The following is an 18,238-nucleotide window of genomic DNA, read 5'->3' on the forward strand; positions in this document are numbered from 1 at the left end:
TCGATGATGGGCATTCCTGCTCAGCGCGCGTGTCCCGGTCCCTGGCTGGTTGAGGTGGGCGTATCAGCGGGCGTCGGACCGTCCGGATGGTGTGCGTGGATTGTCGGCCGGCTCTTCGTCGGGATCATCGATCGCTCCCGGAGGGCCCTCGTAGTCTTCCCAGGCCGGGTCGGGCTCGTAGATCGGTGGCTCGGCCCCGCTGACATGTTCGGACGGGCCGGAGTGTGCGGCCTCGTCCTCCTCGTCGGCACGCGGGTCCAGCTCCAGGCCGGCGGCCGACGTGCGGTGGGTGAAGACGTAGTCGCCGCGTTCGTCGTCCGGAACCGGCTCGTCGATCAGGATCCGCCAGAAGATCAGCGCGATCATGGCAACCAGAGCGGCGAGGACGAACAGCGGGAAGCCGGCGGCCCCGAACCACCCCATGGCCACGCCGGAGACCATCGGCCCGACGACCGAGCCGGCGCCGTTGACCATCAGCAGGCCGCGCGTGCCTTCGAGCACCTGGTCGCTCGACAGCCGGTCGTTGGTCTGCGCGACACTGATCGCGTACAGCGAGAACGAGAAGCCGCCGAACACCAGCGCGAGGGCAAACAAACTCCAGCCCGGGAACCAGTCCTGCAGTGCCAGCAGGACCGAGAAGGCGCCGCCGATCGCCGAGATCACGATCAGCACGTAGCGCCGGTCGCGGCCGTCGGACAGCCGGCCGATGGGCCATTGCAGCAGGCCGCCACCGACGATGATGGCGGCGACGAAGGTGGCCACCTGGGTGTCGGGCAGGCCCACGCGGCTGGCGTATACCGCCGCCATGCCGTAGATCGTGCCGGTGATCGTGCCCGATAGCGCCGCACCGATCACGCCGGTAGGAGCCAGGCGGAACAGCTCGAGCAAGGGCAGCCGGGCGGTCTCCATCGGCGGTGGCTGACTCACGCGGGTGAGTGCAATGGGCACCAGGCCCAGCGAGAACAGCAGTCCCACGATGGCGAAGGTCGAGACGTCCATCGGCCCATAGAGACCGATCAGGAATTGCCCGGCGCCATAGGCGAACAGGCTCACCATCATGTAGATGCCGAAGACCTGCCCGCGGTGGCTGGTGACCTTCTCGTTGATCCAGCTCTCGATCACCATGTACAGGCCCAGCAGGGTCACGCCGTTGATCAGCCGCAGCCCCATCCAGACCCAGGGGTCGACCCACAGGCCGTGAATGACGGCAGCCGCCGAGGAGACGGCGGCCAGAGCGGCGAAGGTGCGGATGTGGCCCACACGCCGGATGATGGCGGGGATGGTGATAGTGCCCAGCACGTAGCCGACGTAGAAGGCCGACATGATTAGACCGATGGTGCCGTCGGAAAAGCCCTCCTCCGCCGCGCGCAGGCCCAGCAGTGTGGCCAGCAGGCCCGAGCCGGCCAGCAGCACTCCCATGCCGGCGAGCAGGGATTGCACCGACACGACCATGCTAAGCATCGGCGGGCTCCCGGTGGCTTGAGGGGCGGTGGGGCGTCATGCCGAGCGCGGGATGCGAGCGGCCGGGCAATCGACGGCGAACAGGGCTTCGTCCTCGAGGCGAAGCGCGGTCAGCTGGTGGCCCCACAGGCAGCCCTGGTCGATGCCCCAGGCATTGCCGCGGGGCACGGCCGGCCCCAGCGTCGACCAGTGGCCGAACACGATGCGCCGGTCGGCCATGGCGCGGCCGGGCACGGCAAACCAGGGGGTCAGGTTCGGGTCGGCGTTGGCCGGGGTGCGTTTCTCGGCGAAGTCCAGCCGGCCGTCGGCATGGCAGTAGCGCATGCGCGTGAACACGTTGACCGCGAACCGCTGCCGATCGATGGTTGTCGGGTTCTCCAGCGGATGGTCGCTCTCGTTGCCGAAGATGTCGCTGAAGAACGCCTCCGGATTATCGGCGCGCATGGCCGCTTCCGTTTCCCGGGCGGCCGTCTGTGCCTGCTCGAGTGTCCAGTGAGGGTGGATCCCGGCATGCACCAGGGTCCAGTCGAGCGCGGCGTCATGTTGCAGCAGCGGCCGTCGGCGCAGCCAGTCGATCAGTTCGTCACCGTCCTCGGCGTGCAGGATCGGCTCGAGGGTGTCACGGCCACGAGCGACCCGGCTGCCGAACCAGCAGCCGAGCAGGTGGATGTCGTGGTTGCCCAGCACGGTGATGGCGCGGTCGCCGAGGTCCCGTACGAAGCGGAGCGCCTCGAGTGATTGCGGGCCACGATTGACCAAATCGCCGACGAACCAGATGCGGTCGTCGGCCGGGTCGAAACGGACCCGCTCGAGAAGCGCTTCGAGCGGGTCGAGGCAGCCTTGAAGGTCACCGATCGCGTAAGTGGCCATGCAGCGTGTGGGGTCCGTGACGAGCGTGAGAAAACGGGGATGCTAGCACCCATAGCGCGTTCGGGCGCAGAGTCTCGCGTCACGGCGTCGCCTAGTGGATGTGGCGGAAGGTGGCCGGGGCGACCAGGTCGAAGCCGGGGATTGCGACGCGGAAGGTTTCGCCGCTGTCGCCGACAAAGCCGTAGTCGCCGCGCATGCGCCCGGCGGGGGACTCGATCACCGCTCCCGACCGGTACGCGTAGCGTTCGCCGGGAAGGATGCGTGGCTGCTCGCCGACCACACCTTCGCCACGGACCTCCTTGAGGCAGCCGTTGCCGTGGTCGATCACCCAGTGGCGGTCGGTCAGCGTGACCGGGTGGTCGCCCTCGTTTTCGATCACGATCTCGTAGCCGAAAGCGAAGCGGTGCGCCGCCGTGTCGCTGTGCTCGGGGACGAACACCGCACGCGGACGGATCCGGATATGTTCGGCGAGTCGAGGCGTGACGGGTGTCATGGCGAACCGAAGGCCCCCTTGTCGACGAACCAGCGTGTGGGGCGCTTGCTGGCCAGGATTTCGGCGGGCAGTTGAGTCTGCCCTTCGCGGACGCGCGCCAGAGCCGCCTGCTTGTCCGCCCCCGTGACCAGGAACACCGCATCGCGCGCCGCCTCGAAGACCGGAAACGTCAGGGTCAGGCGGTGACCGTGGAGCTTGGGGATCGGGTTGACCACCGCCAGGCGCTTGCGCTCCTCCAGTGCCGGGGTATCCGGGAACAGCGAGGCGAAATGCCCGTCGCTGCCCAGGCCGAGGAGCACCACGTCGAAGCGCGGCACGCGACCGGCCGTCCAGCTCCGAAGGATGTCCTCGTAGGCCTCGGCGTCCCGTTCCGGGTCGCGCTGCTGGTCCGAGATCATCGGGAAGGTGCGGTGCGGCTGGATCCGCAGGGGCTCGAACAGGGCCAGACGCGCCATGCGGAAGTTGCTGTCCGGGTGGTCGAGCGGCACGTTGCGTTCGTCCCCGAAATAGAACTCGACCCGCTGCCATTCCAGTGCGCCCCGATAGCGGTCGGCCAGCATCTGGTAGAGGCGGCGAGGCGTGCTGCCCCCGGCCAGGGCGATGCGGGCTACGCCGCGCGCGCGAATTGCCGCTGCCAGGCGGTCGACCACCCAGTCGGCACAGGCGGCGAATGTCGCCTCCGGGTGATCGCTCGGATGGAATTCGGCGTTGGCGGACATGGCCGTCCCGTGGTTGCTCGTGTCAGTGATCCCGGCAGCCGGGTAAGGCCGCACGCGAATACCCCGGGTGGGGCGTCAGCCGGACGGATCGATCAATCGCGCGAGCGTCAGGAAGTCGGGAATGTCCAGAGCCTGGGCGCGCAGCGACGGGTCGATGCCCGACGCCTCAATTGTTGACGCTGGCATCAGGGGTTTCAAGTTGTTGCGCAGGGTCTTGCGTCGCTGGGTGAAAGCGGCCGTCACCAAACGTTCGAACCGGGGCCAGTCGCCAGGGGGGATCAGCGGCTCGGTTCGCGGCACGATCCGGATGATGCTCGATTCCACCTTGGGGGGTGGGTTGAAGGCCGTTGGCGGGACGTCGAACAGGTGCTCCACCTCCGCCTGGGCGGAGACCAGCACGCTCAGCCGTCCGAAGGACGAATCGCCGGGCTCGGCGGCCAGTCGGTCAGCCACCTCTTTCTGCACCATGAAGACCATCTCCCGGATCCGGTCCGCCTGAGCGAGCAGTTTCGTGATCAGGGCAGTCGCGATGTTGTAGGGCAGGTTGCCGACGATCGTCAGGGGCGGGGTAAGGCGTGTTTCTTCGGCCAGCGCGGCCAGATCGAGTCGCAGTGCATCCTGCGGGACGATCTCGAGCCGGGAACCGGCGCCCGCGGCATCCGCCTTGACGCGCAGGCGGGTCACCACGTTTCGGTCGAGTTCGATCGCAACGACACGCTCGCCCCGGTCAGCCAGCGGCAGCGTCAGCGCGCCGAGGCCGGGGCCGATTTCGACCAATTCGCCGGCCCGGGGAATGGCCGTCAGGATGCGTTCGATTACTTCCGGGTCGACCAGGAAGTTCTGGCCGAAGCGCTTGCGAGCCCGATGGCCGTCCTGAACGCCGCGTCCCATGCTCAGGCCGCCTTGCGGTCGGCCAACTCGGCGGCCAGGTCGATGGCAGCGGCGAGCGAGCCATGTTCGGCCCGGCCCGAGCCGGCCAGGTCCAGCGCCGTGCCGTGGTCCACGGAGGTGCGGATGATCGGCAGGCCGAGGGTCACGTTGACCGCACGGCCGAAGCCGGCGTACTTGAGTACCGGCAGGCCCTGGTCGTGGTACATGGCCAGCACCGCGTCGGCGCCGTCCAGATGGCGGGGCGTGAATAGTGTGTCGGCGGGCAGGGGGCCGATGGCCTGGATGCCGCGGGCGCGCAGCGCCTCGAGCGTCGGGCCGATCACGCGGATTTCCTCGTCGCCGAGGTGGCCCGACTCACCAGCGTGCGGGTTGAGTCCCGCCACGAGCAGGCGTGGTTGCGGCTTGTCGAGCCATTCGGCCATCGCGGCATTGAGCGTCTCGATCACGGTCGTCAGCACATCGCTGGTGATCGCTGCCGGCACCTGGGCCAGCGGCAGGTGGGTGGTGGCCAGGGCCACACGCAGGCTGCCCGCTACCAGCATCATTACCGGCGTGCCGCCTACCCGCTCGGCCAGGTATTCGGTGTGGCCGGTAAACGCGATGCCCGCGTCGTTGATCACGCCCTTGTGCAGCGGGGCGGTGACCAGCCCGGCGTAGTCACCGGCTCGGCAGCCCTCGGCGGCGTGGTCGAGCATGTCGAGCACGTGCCGGGCATTGGCCGGGTCGAGCCGTCCCGGCGTGACCGGTGCGGACACGGGCAGGTGGCGGAAGCGAAAGCCGCCCCGGACGGGGGTGTCCGTGTCGGCATCCGGCCAGTCGAACGGCAGGCCGAGCGCGGTAGCGCGGTCCGCGAAGACCTCACGATCGCCGAGCACCACCAGCTCGGTCGGCGGGTGGAAGGCCGGGTCGGCGGCGAGCGCGAGCAGCAGGTCCGGGCCGATGCCGGCCGGTTCGCCGCTACTGACGACCAAGCGCACGCTGGCCACGGGCGTCGCTGACGGTGCCGGTCAGGCGGTTCTCGATGTAGGCCTCGGCGCGCAGGCGGCGGATGTACTTGGTCAATTCCTCGTCCGCGCGACGCTCGCCGATGGCGTTGCGTGCCTGCTGCCGCAGGTCCTCGCCGGATACGTCCTGACGGCGCGTGTCGTTGACCCGCAGGAAGTGGAAGCCGAACTGGCTCTGGAATACCGGGCTGAGTTCGCCGACCTTGACCGATTCGAGCCGTTGGGCGAAGGCGGGAACCATTTCGTCCGGGTTCACCCAGCCCAGATCCCCACCCCGCTTGGCCGAGCCCGGGTCATCGGAGAATTCGCGGGCGATGGCGCCGAAACGAGCCTCGCCCGAGGCGATGCGCTCGCGCAGTTCCTGCGCCAGCTTGCGGGTCGCGTCGGGGTCGCGGTCGCTCCGCGGCCGCAGCAGCACGTGCTCGGCCCGATACTGGGTCACGGCCGCGCCGCCGGTGGTGGTGCGCGTGTCGGCCAGCTTCACGATGTGAAAGCCGTTGGGGCTGCGGATGATGTCGCTGACCTGGCCGACTTCCAGATCGCGGACGACCGGCAGGAACAGGGAGGGAATCCGGGCCGGTTCGCGCCAACCGAGATCGCCACCTTCCTCGGCATTTAGGGCATCCGAGCGCTCGGCGGAGACGCGGGCGAATTCCTCGCCATCCTCGAGCTCGTCACGGATTGTCTCGGCGCGCTCGCGAGCCGTTTCGATTTCGCTGGGCGAGGCGTTTTCCGGGACCGAGACCAGGATCTGCGCCAGACGGTATTCCGTCTGTTCCGCGGACGCGCCGGTGCGCTGCTCGATGTAGTCGTCGATTTCGCGGTCGGAGATGTTGATCTGGCCGTAGACCTCGCGCTTCTGCAGCTCCTCGATGATCATCTGATCGCGGATGCCGTCACGGAAGGCCGCCCAGTCCTGGCCTTGGCCGATTACCGCCTGGCGCAGCTGCGAGAGGTTCATGCCGTTGCGGGAGGCGATGCCGTCGAGCGCCTGGTTCAGGCGGGTGTCGTCGATCTGGATGCCGATCTTCTTGGCCCGCTCGAGCATCGCCGCTTCGGTGATCATGCGGTCGAGCACGCGCGCGGCGAGGCGCTGGCGTTCGCTCGGTCCCATCGAGGCGAGATCGACCTGGCCGCCGAGCTGCGCCACTTCGGCCTCGAGCTCGCGTTGCGTAATCACGCGCTCATTGACGACGGCGACGATACGGTCGAGCGGCTGGAAACCTTCCATGCCGCGGCTCTGTTCGGCGTCAGGCTGGCTTTGTGCCACCGATGGGGTCAGCGGGGCGCAGGCCAGTAGCAGGGCGGCCAGCAGGCTCGTCGGTCGACGGAGGGTCATGGCGTGCAGGAAAGGCATGGATCTACTCGCTGTTGCGACAGGTTCAAAAGGCGAACGGGGCGATCATAACGTAATCCGCCTCGCCTCGAGGGTCAGGGGCGGAAGCCGAGGATGTCGTCACGGAACTGGTCGCCGCCGATGCCGCCGAGGCCCTTGAGTTCGATCTGGAAGACCACCGCGTTGCTGTACTCGGCGTCATTGGCCGGGTCGAACCCGGCATCCGGTCGAACGATGTAGCGCTTCAGGGCCAGGCGTGCGGTCCAGCAGCAGGACTCGTAGCCGACTCCGAGCAGGGACTGGACGATCTGCTCGGAGTCGAAGTCGTAACCGACCCGCCCGAGGACCGACCAGCGCCGGGTGAGCGGCCAGGCGAACGACACGTCGCCCTGCTGATAGTCGTTGTCGGTGCCGATTTCGGCATCGCGGGTGAAGTACGACAGGTTGAGGATGCGATTGTTCTCGCCGCGGTAGCCGATGCGGGTCTGCGAGCGCGCCAGCGTTTCGTGATCGGTGTCGTACTCGGCGGTGAATGAGCCGTGCCAGTTTTGCGTGACGTCACTGTACACCTCGGCGAGCACGGCCGAGCCGCCCCGCTCTTCAGCGGTATACGGCCGGTAGGGCAGCGTGGTTTCCGAGGGCTCGAAGCGGTAGCGCTGCGCGACTCGCAGCGACAGCGGCATGATGCCCTGGTGCGTGTCGAGCAGCGACCAGGACAGGCCGTAGGTCAGTGCGTTCTCATCGGCCACCCGGTCGCCGCCGGAGAAGCGGTTGGGGCGGAACAGCTGGCTGTAGCTCAGTGTTTGCAGGCCGGTATCGAACACCGGGATATCGCTCTGATCGCGATACGGCACGTAGAGGTAGTAGAGCCGCGGCTCGAGCAGAGCCCGATAGCGTCCGGTCTCGCCGTACCCTCGCTCGAAGAACAGCTGGCCGTCGATGCTGGTCAGCGGCAGCACGCGTGAGGCGCCGTTGTCGTAACGGTTGGCGTCCCACGCCTGCTGCTCGTCGAGCTGATAGCTGGTGGCATCGAGGGTCACCTCGGGGCGCAGCCGGTACCAGGTGTCTGCGCTGGTCTGGCCGAGCGTGAGGGCGGTATGGGCGCGATCGCCTTCGACCCGCAGCTCCGACGGATGGGTGAAGCGAGTCAGATCGGCGCGTACGCCGAGCGTCGGTGCAAGATGATCGCCCCATTCGCCCAGAGCAAAGCCGTTGCTGGCCGTCAGCCGCGGCATGATCCGATACGGGTATTGCGACTCGGTCAGGTTCGGGTTGATGGTCTGCCACTGTTGGGCCAGCAGGCCGAGGTTCCAGCCCCCGGCGCGCCCATTCAGGCGTGCATCGCTCCGGAGATGACTGGCGCTTGACTGGTCGAGGTTGGTCGAGAAGTCCTGGAAGAACTCGTCGTCCGAGACCCGATTGATGTCGACGCGGTAGTTGAGGTCCGGGTTGACGCGCCCCTGACTGTCCACGCCCAGCGACCAGCGCGAGTCGCCGTAGACGCGGTCGTCGGGCAGATAGAAGAAGTTGACCTGATCGCGGCCGAGATCCGCCTCGCCGAAGCGATGCAGCCACCGAGCCTGGCCACCGAGGCCCAGCCCGCGCCGGGTCATCAGGGTCGGCGTGAGCGTGGCATCCAGGTTGGGCGCGATGTTCCAGTACCAGGGCTGTGCATACTCGAACCCGCCGGAGCTGCTGCTGCCGAGGGTCGGGTAGAGAAAGCCGGTCTGGCGGCGGTCGTCGATCGGGAAATTGAGATAGGGGGCGTAGAAGACGGGCACGCCACCGGCATGGAGCGTCGTGTGCCACGCTTCGCCGCGACCTGTCTCCCGGTTGAGTGCGATCTCGTTGGCTCGGAATTCCCAGTCGCGCTTCTCCGTCGGACAAGTCGAGAAGGTTGCCCGGTCGAGACGGTAGTGCTGGCGGTCCTGCTGCACGATGGTGTCGGCCACGCCGGAGAGGTGGCGGCTCTCGATCCAGTAGCGCGCCCGTTCGAGCCGCCCCGCGTCGGTATCGAGATTCAGTCGGCCGCGCTCGGCCTGCACGGCAAGGTCGGCGGTCTGCAGCCAGATATCGCCTTCGGCGGTGACAACCTCATCCTGCTGCTGATAGACGAGCTTCTCGCCGCGCACCCGCCGCCCGGGTTCGTCGATCACCGCGTCGCCGGTGAAGGTGACGGTGCCCTCGCTGCCGTACTCGGCGCGGTCGGCCTCGGCCTTGCCCGGCTTTCCCGCTGTCAGCGGCGTGTAGTCCGGGCGCTCCGGGCCAAACGCAGGGCACAGTGCGTATTCATCGCGCGCCTCGGCCCGGACATCGGTCGGCAGGGTGGCGCCGATCGCCGGGACCAGGCCGAGGGCTATGGCGACGGCGGACGCCAGTGGCTTGCGTGTCATCCCTGACCCCATCGGACCCGACTCAGGACTTGCCGGGGGCGATGGGGTCGAGGATCTCGCGGAAGTCGGACGCGATCTGATCGATCTCCCGCTCGCCGTCGACTCGTGCCAGGCGCCCGTCGCGCTCGTAGTATTCCACCAGTGGGGCGGTCTGCTCCTGGAATACCTCCAGGCGACGACGGACGGTTTCCTCGTTGTCGTCGTTGCGCTGAACGAGTTCGTGTTCGCAGTTGTCGCACTGGTGCTCGGCGGTCGGCGGGTTGGTGTAGCGGTTGAAGACCGCGCCGCACTCCTTGCAGGTCATGCGGCCGGTCAGGCGCTTCATCAGCTTGTCGAGCGGCACGTCCAGCAGGATGCCCAGCTCCAGCGGGCGCTCGAGCTCTTCGAGCATGGTGTCGAGCGCCTCGGCCTGCGCGATGTTGCGCGGGAAGCCGTCGAGGATGAAACCGCGCTCGGTGTCCGGCTGAGCGAGCCGCTCGCGGATCATGCCCAGCACGATGTCGTCGCTGACCAGTTGGCCCTCGTCCATCGCGGCCTTGGCCTTGAGTCCCAGCTCGGTGCCTGCCGCGACCGCCGCCCGCAGCAGGTCGCCGGTGGAGATCTGGGGGACCTGGTAGTGTTCGACCAGCTGTGCCGCCTGCGTGCCCTTGCCCGAACCGGGGGCGCCCAAAAGTACGATTCGCATGATTTTCTAGATCGCTGTAGCCGTGGGTTTTGCCGACCGAATGCGTGACCGGGGCTCCGGTCGACCGGCGAAAAACGGTATCATATCGAAAACGCTGCGGCTTGCCTTGCGCTTGCCGCAACATCATCACTTTCATCCGATCAAATCGACACGCAATCAATCGAGGCTGATTTCATGGATCTGTCCAAAATCCCCGCCGGCAAGAACCCGCCGGAAGACATCAACGTCGTCATCGAGATCCCGGTACAGGGCGTGCCGGTCAAGTACGAGCTCGACAAGGATTCGGGCGCGCTGCTGGTCGATCGCTTCATGGCGACCTCGATGTACTACCCGACCAACTACGGCTTCATCCCGCAGACGCTCTCCGATGACGGTGACCCGGTCGACGTGATGCTGGTCGCGCCGCTGCCGCTGCAGCCGGGTTCGGTCATTCGCGCCCGCCCGGTGGGCATGCTGGAGATGACCGACGAGTCGGGCATCGACGCGAAGATCATCGCCGTGCCGCACGACAAGCTCACCCCGCACTACCACGACGTCGAGAAGGTCGAGGACCTGCCGGGCTTCCTGCTCGAGCAGATCCAGCACTTCTTCGAGCAGTACAAGGCCCTCGAGCCGGGCAAGTGGGTCGAGTGCAAGGGCTTCGCCGACAAGGCGGCCGCCTGCAAGGAGATCGAGGACTCGATCGCCCGCCACGAGCAGGAATAAGACCGGTGACGGCCGTCGGACCTCGGAGTCTGCCCGGCCGCACGCAACGGCGCGGCCGGTCGGTTCGTCCCTTCGGGGCGTGCCGCCGGCCTTTTTCGTTTTTGACTCCATGACGACAGCGACCCCGCGCGCATGCTAGATCGGCTCCACGACCACGGCCGGGCCCGGCGCCTGTTCCGACGGCGAATCCTGTTCGCCGCGGCCGTGTCGTTGCTCGTCGTCTTCACGCTGTTGGGGCGGGCGGCCTGGCTGCAGATCGCGCAGCACGAGCACTACCAGGCCAAGGCGGAAAAGAACCGCACCCGGGTGGTCGTTCTGCCGCCGGAGCGTGGTCGGATATTCGATGCCAACGGCGAGGTGGTGGCCGACAATGTCGCCACCTACCAGGTGCAGATCACCCCTGAGCACAGTCGCGATGTCGATGCCGAGCTGGACCTGCTCGCCCGGGTGCTCGAACTCGATGCGCGCTCGGTCGAGGCGATCGAGGAGCGCATTCGCGTCAGTCGCCGCTTCGACCCGGTCTTGATCAAGACCGGTCTGGACGAGGTCGAGCGTGCCCGCGTGGCGCGCCTCAAGCCGTGGCTGCAGGGCACCGAAATCGTCTCCAGTCTCAAGCGGGTCTATCCCTACCAGGAGCTGCTGGCTCACGTGGTGGGCTACGTCGGGCGTATCAATGCCGAGGACGTCAAGCGGCTTGATCCCGATGCCTATCAGGGCACGCAATACGTCGGCAAGACCGGGATCGAGCGCCAGTATGAGGACCGTCTGCATGGCGAGCCCGGTTATCGGGTGGTCGAGGTCGACGCGCTGGGGCGCGAGGTCGAGGTGCTGGAGACGGTCCGGCCGGTGCCGGGCAAGGACATTGCCCTGACCATCGACGTCGGCCTGCAGGGCGTGGCTGCAGCGGCGCTGGGCGAATACGCCGGTGCCGTGGTGGCAGAGGACCCGCGTGACGGGGCCATTCGGGCGATGGTGTCACGGCCGTCTTTCGATCCCAATCTGTTCGTCGACGGCATCAGCAGCAAGGATTACAAGCGACTGCTCAGCGATCCCGACCGGCCGCTGTACAACCGCGCGGTGGCCGCGACGTATCCGCCGGGTTCCACGATCAAGCCGGTGATGGGGCTGGCGGGCATGCACTACGACCTGCTGGACCCCGAAAAGCCGTTCTTTGCCGGCCCCTACTACCAGATCCCAGGCAACAAGCACCGCTATCGGGACTGGCGCAAATGGGGGCACGGCTGGGTCGACTTCAAGAAGTCGATCTATCGCTCGGTCGACGTCTACTACTACGATCTTGCCTATCGCATGGGCATCGACCGGATGCATGCCTTCCTGACCGACTTCGGTCTGGGTCACAAGACCGGGGTCGATCTGCCGGGCGAGGCCTCCGGCCTGGTGCCGTCGCGCGAATGGAAGCAGCGGGTCAAGCAGCAGGTGTGGTTCCCGGGCGAGACCGTGATCGCCGGGATCGGTCAGGGATACATGCTGTCGACGATCCTGCAGCTGGCCGACATGACCTCGACGCTGGCGCTTTCCGGGGTGCGGCATACCCCGTGGCTGGTGGCACCCGTGGAGGGGCCGCGACAGCCGCGCGCCCGGCTGGAACTCGGCAGCGACGATTACTGGCGACGTGCCCGCGAGGCGATGCGGGCCGTGGTCGGTCACAAGCGTGGCACGGCGAACAAGATCGAGGCGCCGTATCCGATTGCCGGCAAGACGGGGACCGCCCAGGTCTTCTCCGTGGCCCAGGACGAGGAATACGATGCCGAGGAATTGGCGCGCCGCCTGCACGACCACGCCCTGTTCGTCGGCTTCGCGCCGTTCGACGATCCGAAGCTCGCGGTGGCGGTGATCGCCGAGCACGGCGGCAGCGGCTCCGGCACGGCCGCGCCGATCGCGCGCAAGGTGATGGACTTCTGGTTCGACGTCACGCCGGATGCCGAGGTGCAGCCTGAATTTTCCGAGTACGGGGACTGACAGATGGGCACCGATCGCCTGCAATCGACACCGTTGAGCCAGCGCCTGGGCGGCACGCTCCAGTCGGTGTTCAAGCTCGACCCGATCCTGCTGTTCTTCGTCGCCCTGATCGCCGTCATCGGCGTGGTGGCCGGCTACTCGGCGGCCGAACAGAGCGATGCCTGGGTCGAGCGCAGCGTGGTGCGCCTCGGGCTAGGCTTTGGCCTGATGCTGGTGATCGCCCAGATCCCGCAGCGCTGGTTCTTTGCCGCCGCGCCGTGGCTGTTCGCCATGGTGGTGCTGATGCTGGTGGCCGTCTGGCTGGTGGGCGACATGGGCGGCGGGGCGCGTCGCTGGCTCGATCTGGGCGTGATTCGCTTTCAGCCGGCCGAGTTGATGAAGGTCGCCATGCCGATGACGATCGCCTGGTTCCTCGCCCGCCGGCCGTTGCCGCCGGGGCCGCTGGACGTCACCGTGGCGATGCTGGCGGTGATGATCCCCACGGTGCTGATCGCCGGCCAGCCGGACCTCGGGTCGTCGTTGCTCATCATGGCCTCGGGATTGTTCGTGCTGTTCTTCGCCGGGCTGTCGTGGTGGTACATCGGCGGTTTTCTCGCCCTGACGGCCGCGGCCATGCCGGTGATGTGGTTTTTCGTCATGCACGCCTACCAGAAGGAGCGCGTGATGACACTGCTCGATCCCGCCAGCGATCCGCTGGGGGCGGGCTACCACACCATCCAGTCGATGATCGCGATCGGCTCGGGCGGCATCTGGGGGAAGGGCTGGCTGCAGGGCACCCAGTCGCACCTCGACTTCCTGCCCGAGGGGACGACCGACTTCATCCTGGCGGTGTACGCCGAGGAATTCGGGCTGATGGGGCTGGTCCTACTGTTCCTGCTGTATCTCGCCGTCGTCTGGCGCGGGCTGTGGATCGCCGAACATGCCGAATCCGTCGAGGGGCGCCTGCTGGCCGCCTCGATCGCCATGACCTTCATGGTCTACGTGCTGGTCAATGCCGGCATGGTGCTGGGGCTCTTGCCGGTGGTCGGCGCACCGTTGCCATTGCTTAGTTATGGCGGGACAGCGCTGGTGACCATCATGGTGGGTTTGGGTATGCTGATGAGCATCCGTACGCAACGAAGTTTTCTGGGGCACGATCGTTAGGAACCGCTCGATGATTTGGCGACGTCTCTGCGGGCCTCCAAGGGCCCAGATGCAAGACGCCGTCCGCGGTGAAGGGCTGTGTCCTTCACAAGGGCGGCAACACCGCAGGTGGGTCCTTGGCGGCCCGCCCGCTGGGGTACCCGGGCTTGCTCGCGCTCGTTGTTGCCGCCCCTTGATGGGCCGTCAGCCCGCCTGCGATGCGGCGCCTAGATCGCGAACAAGCCCGGCTGCCAGAGACGTTGCCAAATCATCGAGAGGTTCCTTAATGAAAGACGCATTGGGGCGCGGTTTTAGCCGCTTCCGGAGCGGGGGAAGGACCCTGCTGTTTTCGCTGCTCGGCTGGTCCGCTCTGACGGGCTCGCTGCCGGCGGCTGCAGGCTATCTCGAACGTGACGAGGTGCAGGCCTTCCTCGATCGGGCGGTGGACGAGACGGGTGTCGAGCGCGGCCAGATCGAGCAGTGGCTCGGCTCGGCGGTCTATCAGCAGAAGATCATCGATGCGATCACCCGGCCGGCCGAGTCCAAGACCTGGGGCGAATATCGTCCGATCTTCCTCACCGAAAAGCGCATCGACGGCGGTGTGGCCTTCATGGAGGAGAACGCCGAGCTGCTCGAGGAAGTGGCGGCAACCTACGGTGTCTCGCCTTACGTGATCGCGGCCATCATCGGCGTGGAAACGTATTACGGTCGGCTGACCGGCGGTTACCGGGTCATCGACGCGCTGGCGACGCTCGGGTTCGATTACCCGAAGCGGGGCGAATTCTTCCGTGGTCAGCTGATCGAGTTCATCCGGCTGGCGGGCGAAGAGAACCTCGACATGGATCGTGCCGAGGGCAGCTATGCCGGCGCGATGGGCATGCCGCAGTTCATCCCGTCGAGCTATCGGCACTATGCCGTCGACGGTGACGGCGATGGCGACCGCGACCTGTGGGACAGTCGTCACGACGTCTTTGCCAGCGTGGCCAACTACTTCGTCGAGCACGGCTGGGGGCAGGGCGAGCCGGTGATGTTCGAGGTCGACATCAACGATGCTGACGTCGATGACCTGCTCAACCGCATCCGGGATCTCGAGCCGAAGACGACGCTCGGCGAGTTGCGCGAGCGTGGCGTGTCCGTCCCGGACGATGCGCCGGTGCCGGATGATTTCGACGTCATGCTGTTCACCCTGACCGACGGCGACGACGTGAGCTATCACGTCGGGCTGAACAACTTCTATGTCATCACCCGGTACAATCACAGCGTCCTCTACGCCACCGCCGTCTGGCAGCTGGCCCAGGCCATCCAACGTCGCCGTGAGAGCGAGGCCGGCTGAGGTGACGGGTAACCTCTGGCGCCTTCCCGCCGCTGCTGCGGCGCTTGTCTGGATAGTGCTCGGGCTGGCCGGCTGTGCTGGTGGCCCGTCGCCGGAGCGGGCGGCGACGGACGATGCCGTCCCGCGGGCGGAAGCGCCCTCGCGCCGCGGCAACCCCGCCAGTTACACGGTGCACGGCAAGCGATACCAGGTGCTCGCCGACAATGCGGGCTTTCGCGAGCGCGGGTTGGCCTCCTGGTACGGCAACAAGTTTCACGGCCGGCCGACGTCCTCCGGCGAGCCGTACGACATGTACAAGATGACGGCCGCACACAAGTCGTTGCAGCTGCCCGCCTACGTGCGGGTTACCAACCTCGACAACGGCAAGAGTGTGATCGTGCGAGTCAACGATCGGGGGCCGTTCGTCGATGACCGGATCATCGACCTGTCCTATGCCGCAGCCCACAAGATCGACATGACCGGTCGGGGCACCGTCCCGGTCGAGATCGAGGTGGTCGGCCCGGGGCAGCAGGCCGGTGGTGACAGGGACAATGGGAACTGGCAGGCGACGAAAGTGCCTAAATCTGGCTGGGGCGATGATGTGTTCGTCCAGGTTGGAGCGTTCCGTGACCGCGACAATGCCGAGGCGATCGGTGCGAAGTTGCGCCGGGCGGGATTGTCGCCGGTCAGTCAGGTCGAAGGCGGCCTGACCCGCGTGCGGGTCGGGCCGTTCGCCTCGGCCGCGGAGTACGATTCGGCGCTCGAGCGTCTCCGCGAACTCGGATTTCACGATGCAAGAATGGTGGTAATGAAATGATCAAGGCCCTGTCCACGACATGGCGCGGAGGGTGGCTGACCGGCATCCTGGCGGCAACCCTGTTGTCCCTGACGGCAACGACGACCCAGGCGGCCCTGCCCACACCCGGGGCGCCGGACCTTTCCGCGCGCTCCTATGTGTTGCTGGACTACGCCACCGATCAGGTCATCGTCGAGCGTGATGCCGACCGGCCGGTGCCGCCGGCGAGCATCACCAAGCTGATGACGGCCTACCTGGTCTTCCAGGCCATCAAGAGCGGTGACATTAGCCTCGACGACAATGTGACCGTCAGCGAAAAGGCCTGGCGCATGGGCGGCTCGCGCATGTTCATCGAGGTGGGCAACAAGGTCACCGTCGAGCAACTCTTGCAGGGCATGATCGTCCAGTCCGGCAACGACGCGGCGACCGCGCTGGCCGAATATGTCGGCGGCAACGAGTCGTCCTTTGTCGCCCAGATGAATGCCACCGCCGAGCGCCTCGGCATGGACGAGACCCGCTTCAAGAACCCCACCGGCTGGCCGGCGGAGGGTCACGTGATGTCCGCGCGCGACATCGCGACCCTGCTCTCGAAGCTGATTCACGAGTTTCCGGAGCTCTACAAGGTCTTCCGCCAGAAGTCCTACACCTTCAACGGCATCAAGCAGTACAACCGCGAGAAGCTGCTGTTCCGCAACGAGTGGGTCGACGGCGGCAAGACGGGGCATACCGAGGCGGCCGGCTACTGCCTGGCAACCTCGGGGGCGCGCGACGGCATGCGGCTGGTGGCAGTGGTGCTGGGCACCGAAAGCGACGAGGCCCGCAACAACCAGGCCGAGGCGCTCCTGAATTACGGCTTCCGCTTTTTCGAGACGGTGGATGTGCGTGACGGCGGCGAAACGCTGGCCACGCCTCGCGTCTACAAGGGTGAGACCGAACAGGTCCCGGTCGGCCTGCGACAGGATCTGTCGGTCCTGGTGCCCAAGAGCCGCCGCGACGAGTTGGCCGTCAGTCTGCAGCTCGATCCGTCGCTGGTCGCGCCGGTAAGCCAGGGCGATGCGCTGGGCAAGCTGATGGTTCGGCTCGGTGACGAGACCATTGCCGAGCGGCCGGTGGTGGCCCTGGCGGACAACCCGGAAGGTGGCATCGTCAAGCAAGTCACCGATAGCTTCTGGTTGTGGTGGGAAGAATGAGCCCAACACCGCAAGCCGTTTATCTGAACGGCGAGTGGTGCACCTCCGATAGTGCCTGCGTGTCGGTGTTCGATCGCGGCTACCTGTTCGGTGACGGGGTCTACGAAGTGATCCCGGCATTTGCCGGACGGTTGTTCGGCCTGGACGAGCACATGGCGCGGCTGTCGCGCAGCCTCGAGGCCCTCGGCATCGTCCCGCCGCTCAAGCACGACGACTGGCTGGCGATATTCGAGCGCCTGCTGGCGAGCACCGATGCCCCCGACGCGGCGATCTACCTGCAGGTAACCCGCGGCGCGCCGGCCAAGCGCGACCACGCCTGGCCCGATGCAAGCGTGCGTCCGGGCGTGATGGCGACGGTCTCGCCGATCGGTGCGATTGACGGCGGGGCGCGCGTGATCACCCTGCCCGACGAGCGCTGGGGGCGGTGCGATATCAAGAGCATCAACCTGCTGCCCAATACGATGGCTCGCCAGCAGGCGGTCGAGCAGGGCTGCGACGAGGCGGTTCTGGTGCGGGACGGCCTGGTGATGGAAGGGGCTGCGACCAATCTGTTCGCGGTGGTTGGCGGTCGTCTGCTGACGGCTCCCAACGGACCGCGTATCCTGCCGGGGATTACGCGCGGCCTGCTGCTCGACCTGGTGCGGCGGAAACGACTGATGGAGCTCGACGAGTCGTTCATCAGCATCGGCGCGTTGCGCGAGGCCGACGAGGTGTTTCTTACCAGTTCCACCAAGGACATCTGGCCGGTGGTCGAAATCGACGGCGAGCCGGTCGGTGCCGGGGAGCACGCCGGCCGCGCCGGGCCGATAACCCGTTTGCTGGATCGGCATTTCCAGGCACTCAAGACACGACGGAGTGATCCATGAGCGACGACCCGCACTTCCGGGGAAACGGCAAGGCCTGCGATCCGTTCGCCAAACCGAGCGTGGCCGACGATGAGGCGGCACTCGAGCGCGAAACGCTGATCGATTTTCCCGCTGAATTCCCCATCAAGATCATGGGCCCGGCCACCGATGCTTTCATCAGCGACATCAAGCAGGCGGTTGCCGGCGTGCTGGGTGATCTGCCGGAGTCGGCCTGGGTGCGCCGCGACAGCGCCAAGGGGCGCTTCGTCAGCCTGCAAGTCACCTTCACGGCCACTTCCCGCAAGCAGATAGACGAGGTCTATCGGGCCGTCACGGCCCACCCGGACGTGAAGATGTGTCTCTGATTCGAGCGTTGCGCCCGACATAAGACACGGGCCGAAGACGCAGGCATGGGCTACGGACGGTGATCCGTGCG

General features: G+C 66.8%; 17 protein-coding genes. 8 read left to right on the forward strand and 9 right to left on the reverse strand.

Going from position 1 to position 18,238, the window contains the following annotated elements; all coding sequences use genetic code 11:
- Nucleotides 1-63: 63 nt before the first annotated feature.
- From LV476_RS09855 to LV476_RS09895, 9 genes are all read right to left on the reverse strand, one after another.
- The gene (locus LV476_RS09855; RefSeq protein WP_250075686.1) at nt 64-1,461 is read right to left on the reverse strand and encodes an MFS transporter; all 1,398 of its coding nucleotides are present in this window, start codon (nt 1,459-1,461) and stop codon (nt 64-66) included.
- Between the two features lie 36 nt (nt 1,462-1,497).
- A complete protein-coding gene (locus LV476_RS09860; protein ID WP_250075688.1) occupies nt 1,498-2,331 on the reverse strand; it encodes a symmetrical bis(5'-nucleosyl)-tetraphosphatase in 834 nt (277 codons plus the stop codon).
- Nucleotides 2,332-2,422: 91 nt separating this feature from the next.
- Nucleotides 2,423-2,824, reverse strand: coding sequence for a Co2+/Mg2+ efflux protein ApaG (gene apaG / locus LV476_RS09865; protein ID WP_250075690.1), 402 nt, complete (start codon nt 2,822-2,824; stop codon nt 2,423-2,425).
- Nucleotides 2,821-3,543: a 6-phosphogluconolactonase gene (pgl, locus tag LV476_RS09870; RefSeq protein WP_250075692.1), complete on the reverse strand. Its 723-nt coding sequence runs from the start codon at nt 3,541-3,543 to the stop codon at nt 2,821-2,823. Before pgl ends, apaG begins: the two co-directional genes overlap by 4 nt.
- 75 nt (nt 3,544-3,618) lie before the next feature.
- A complete protein-coding gene (gene rsmA / locus LV476_RS09875) occupies nt 3,619-4,434 on the reverse strand; it encodes a 16S rRNA (adenine(1518)-N(6)/adenine(1519)-N(6))-dimethyltransferase RsmA (protein WP_250075694.1) in 816 nt (271 codons plus the stop codon).
- Nucleotides 4,435-4,436: 2 nt separating this feature from the next.
- Nucleotides 4,437-5,420: a 4-hydroxythreonine-4-phosphate dehydrogenase PdxA gene (gene pdxA, locus LV476_RS09880; RefSeq protein ID WP_250075696.1), complete on the reverse strand. Its 984-nt coding sequence runs from the start codon at nt 5,418-5,420 to the stop codon at nt 4,437-4,439.
- Nucleotides 5,392-6,795 carry a peptidylprolyl isomerase gene (locus LV476_RS09885; protein ID WP_250075698.1) on the reverse strand — a complete coding sequence of 468 codons (1,404 nt, stop codon included), beginning with the start codon at nt 6,793-6,795 and terminating at the stop codon, nt 5,392-5,394. Before LV476_RS09885 ends, pdxA begins: the two co-directional genes overlap by 29 nt.
- 74 nt (nt 6,796-6,869) lie before the next feature.
- Nucleotides 6,870-9,167, reverse strand: coding sequence for an LPS-assembly protein LptD (locus tag LV476_RS09890; protein ID WP_250075701.1), 2,298 nt, complete (start codon nt 9,165-9,167; stop codon nt 6,870-6,872).
- A gap of 22 nt (nt 9,168-9,189) precedes the next feature.
- Nucleotides 9,190-9,852, reverse strand: coding sequence for an adenylate kinase (locus tag LV476_RS09895; RefSeq protein ID WP_250075703.1), 663 nt, complete (start codon nt 9,850-9,852; stop codon nt 9,190-9,192).
- A gap of 174 nt (nt 9,853-10,026) precedes the next feature.
- On the opposite strand from LV476_RS09895, the gene ppa reads away from it, so the two are divergent.
- From ppa to LV476_RS09940, 8 genes are all read left to right on the forward strand, one after another.
- A complete protein-coding gene (gene ppa / locus LV476_RS09900) occupies nt 10,027-10,557 on the forward strand; it encodes an inorganic diphosphatase (protein WP_250075705.1) in 531 nt (176 codons plus the stop codon).
- Between the two features lie 132 nt (nt 10,558-10,689).
- Nucleotides 10,690-12,537 (forward strand): penicillin-binding protein 2, encoded by a 1,848-nt coding sequence (gene mrdA, locus LV476_RS09905; protein ID WP_250075707.1) that lies wholly within the window; start codon nt 10,690-10,692, stop codon nt 12,535-12,537.
- A gap of 3 nt (nt 12,538-12,540) precedes the next feature.
- Nucleotides 12,541-13,680, forward strand: coding sequence for a rod shape-determining protein RodA (gene rodA, locus LV476_RS09910; RefSeq protein WP_250075709.1), 1,140 nt, complete (start codon nt 12,541-12,543; stop codon nt 13,678-13,680).
- Between the two features lie 265 nt (nt 13,681-13,945).
- Complete coding sequence (gene mltB, locus LV476_RS09915) at nt 13,946-14,992, forward strand: lytic murein transglycosylase B (protein WP_250075710.1); 1,047 nt, start codon at nt 13,946-13,948, stop codon at nt 14,990-14,992.
- Nucleotides 14,895-15,788 carry a septal ring lytic transglycosylase RlpA family protein gene (locus LV476_RS11250; RefSeq protein WP_284047447.1) on the forward strand — a complete coding sequence of 298 codons (894 nt, stop codon included), beginning with the start codon at nt 14,895-14,897 and terminating at the stop codon, nt 15,786-15,788. Before mltB ends, LV476_RS11250 begins: the two co-directional genes overlap by 98 nt.
- Nucleotides 15,785-16,957, forward strand: coding sequence for a D-alanyl-D-alanine carboxypeptidase family protein (locus LV476_RS09930; protein ID WP_250075711.1), 1,173 nt, complete (start codon nt 15,785-15,787; stop codon nt 16,955-16,957). The genes LV476_RS11250 and LV476_RS09930 overlap by 4 nt, the downstream gene beginning before the upstream one ends.
- Complete coding sequence (locus LV476_RS09935) at nt 16,954-17,823, forward strand: aminotransferase class IV (protein WP_250075713.1); 870 nt, start codon at nt 16,954-16,956, stop codon at nt 17,821-17,823. The genes LV476_RS09930 and LV476_RS09935 overlap by 4 nt, the downstream gene beginning before the upstream one ends.
- The gene (locus LV476_RS09940) at nt 17,820-18,167 is read left to right on the forward strand and encodes a YbeD family protein (protein ID WP_250075715.1); all 348 of its coding nucleotides are present in this window, start codon (nt 17,820-17,822) and stop codon (nt 18,165-18,167) included. The genes LV476_RS09935 and LV476_RS09940 overlap by 4 nt, the downstream gene beginning before the upstream one ends.
- Nucleotides 18,168-18,238: the final 71 nt, after the last annotated feature.

Origin of the sequence: Guyparkeria hydrothermalis, assembly GCF_023555385.1 — a bacterium.
Classification (GTDB): Bacteria; Pseudomonadota; Gammaproteobacteria; order Halothiobacillales; family Halothiobacillaceae; genus Guyparkeria; species Guyparkeria hydrothermalis_A.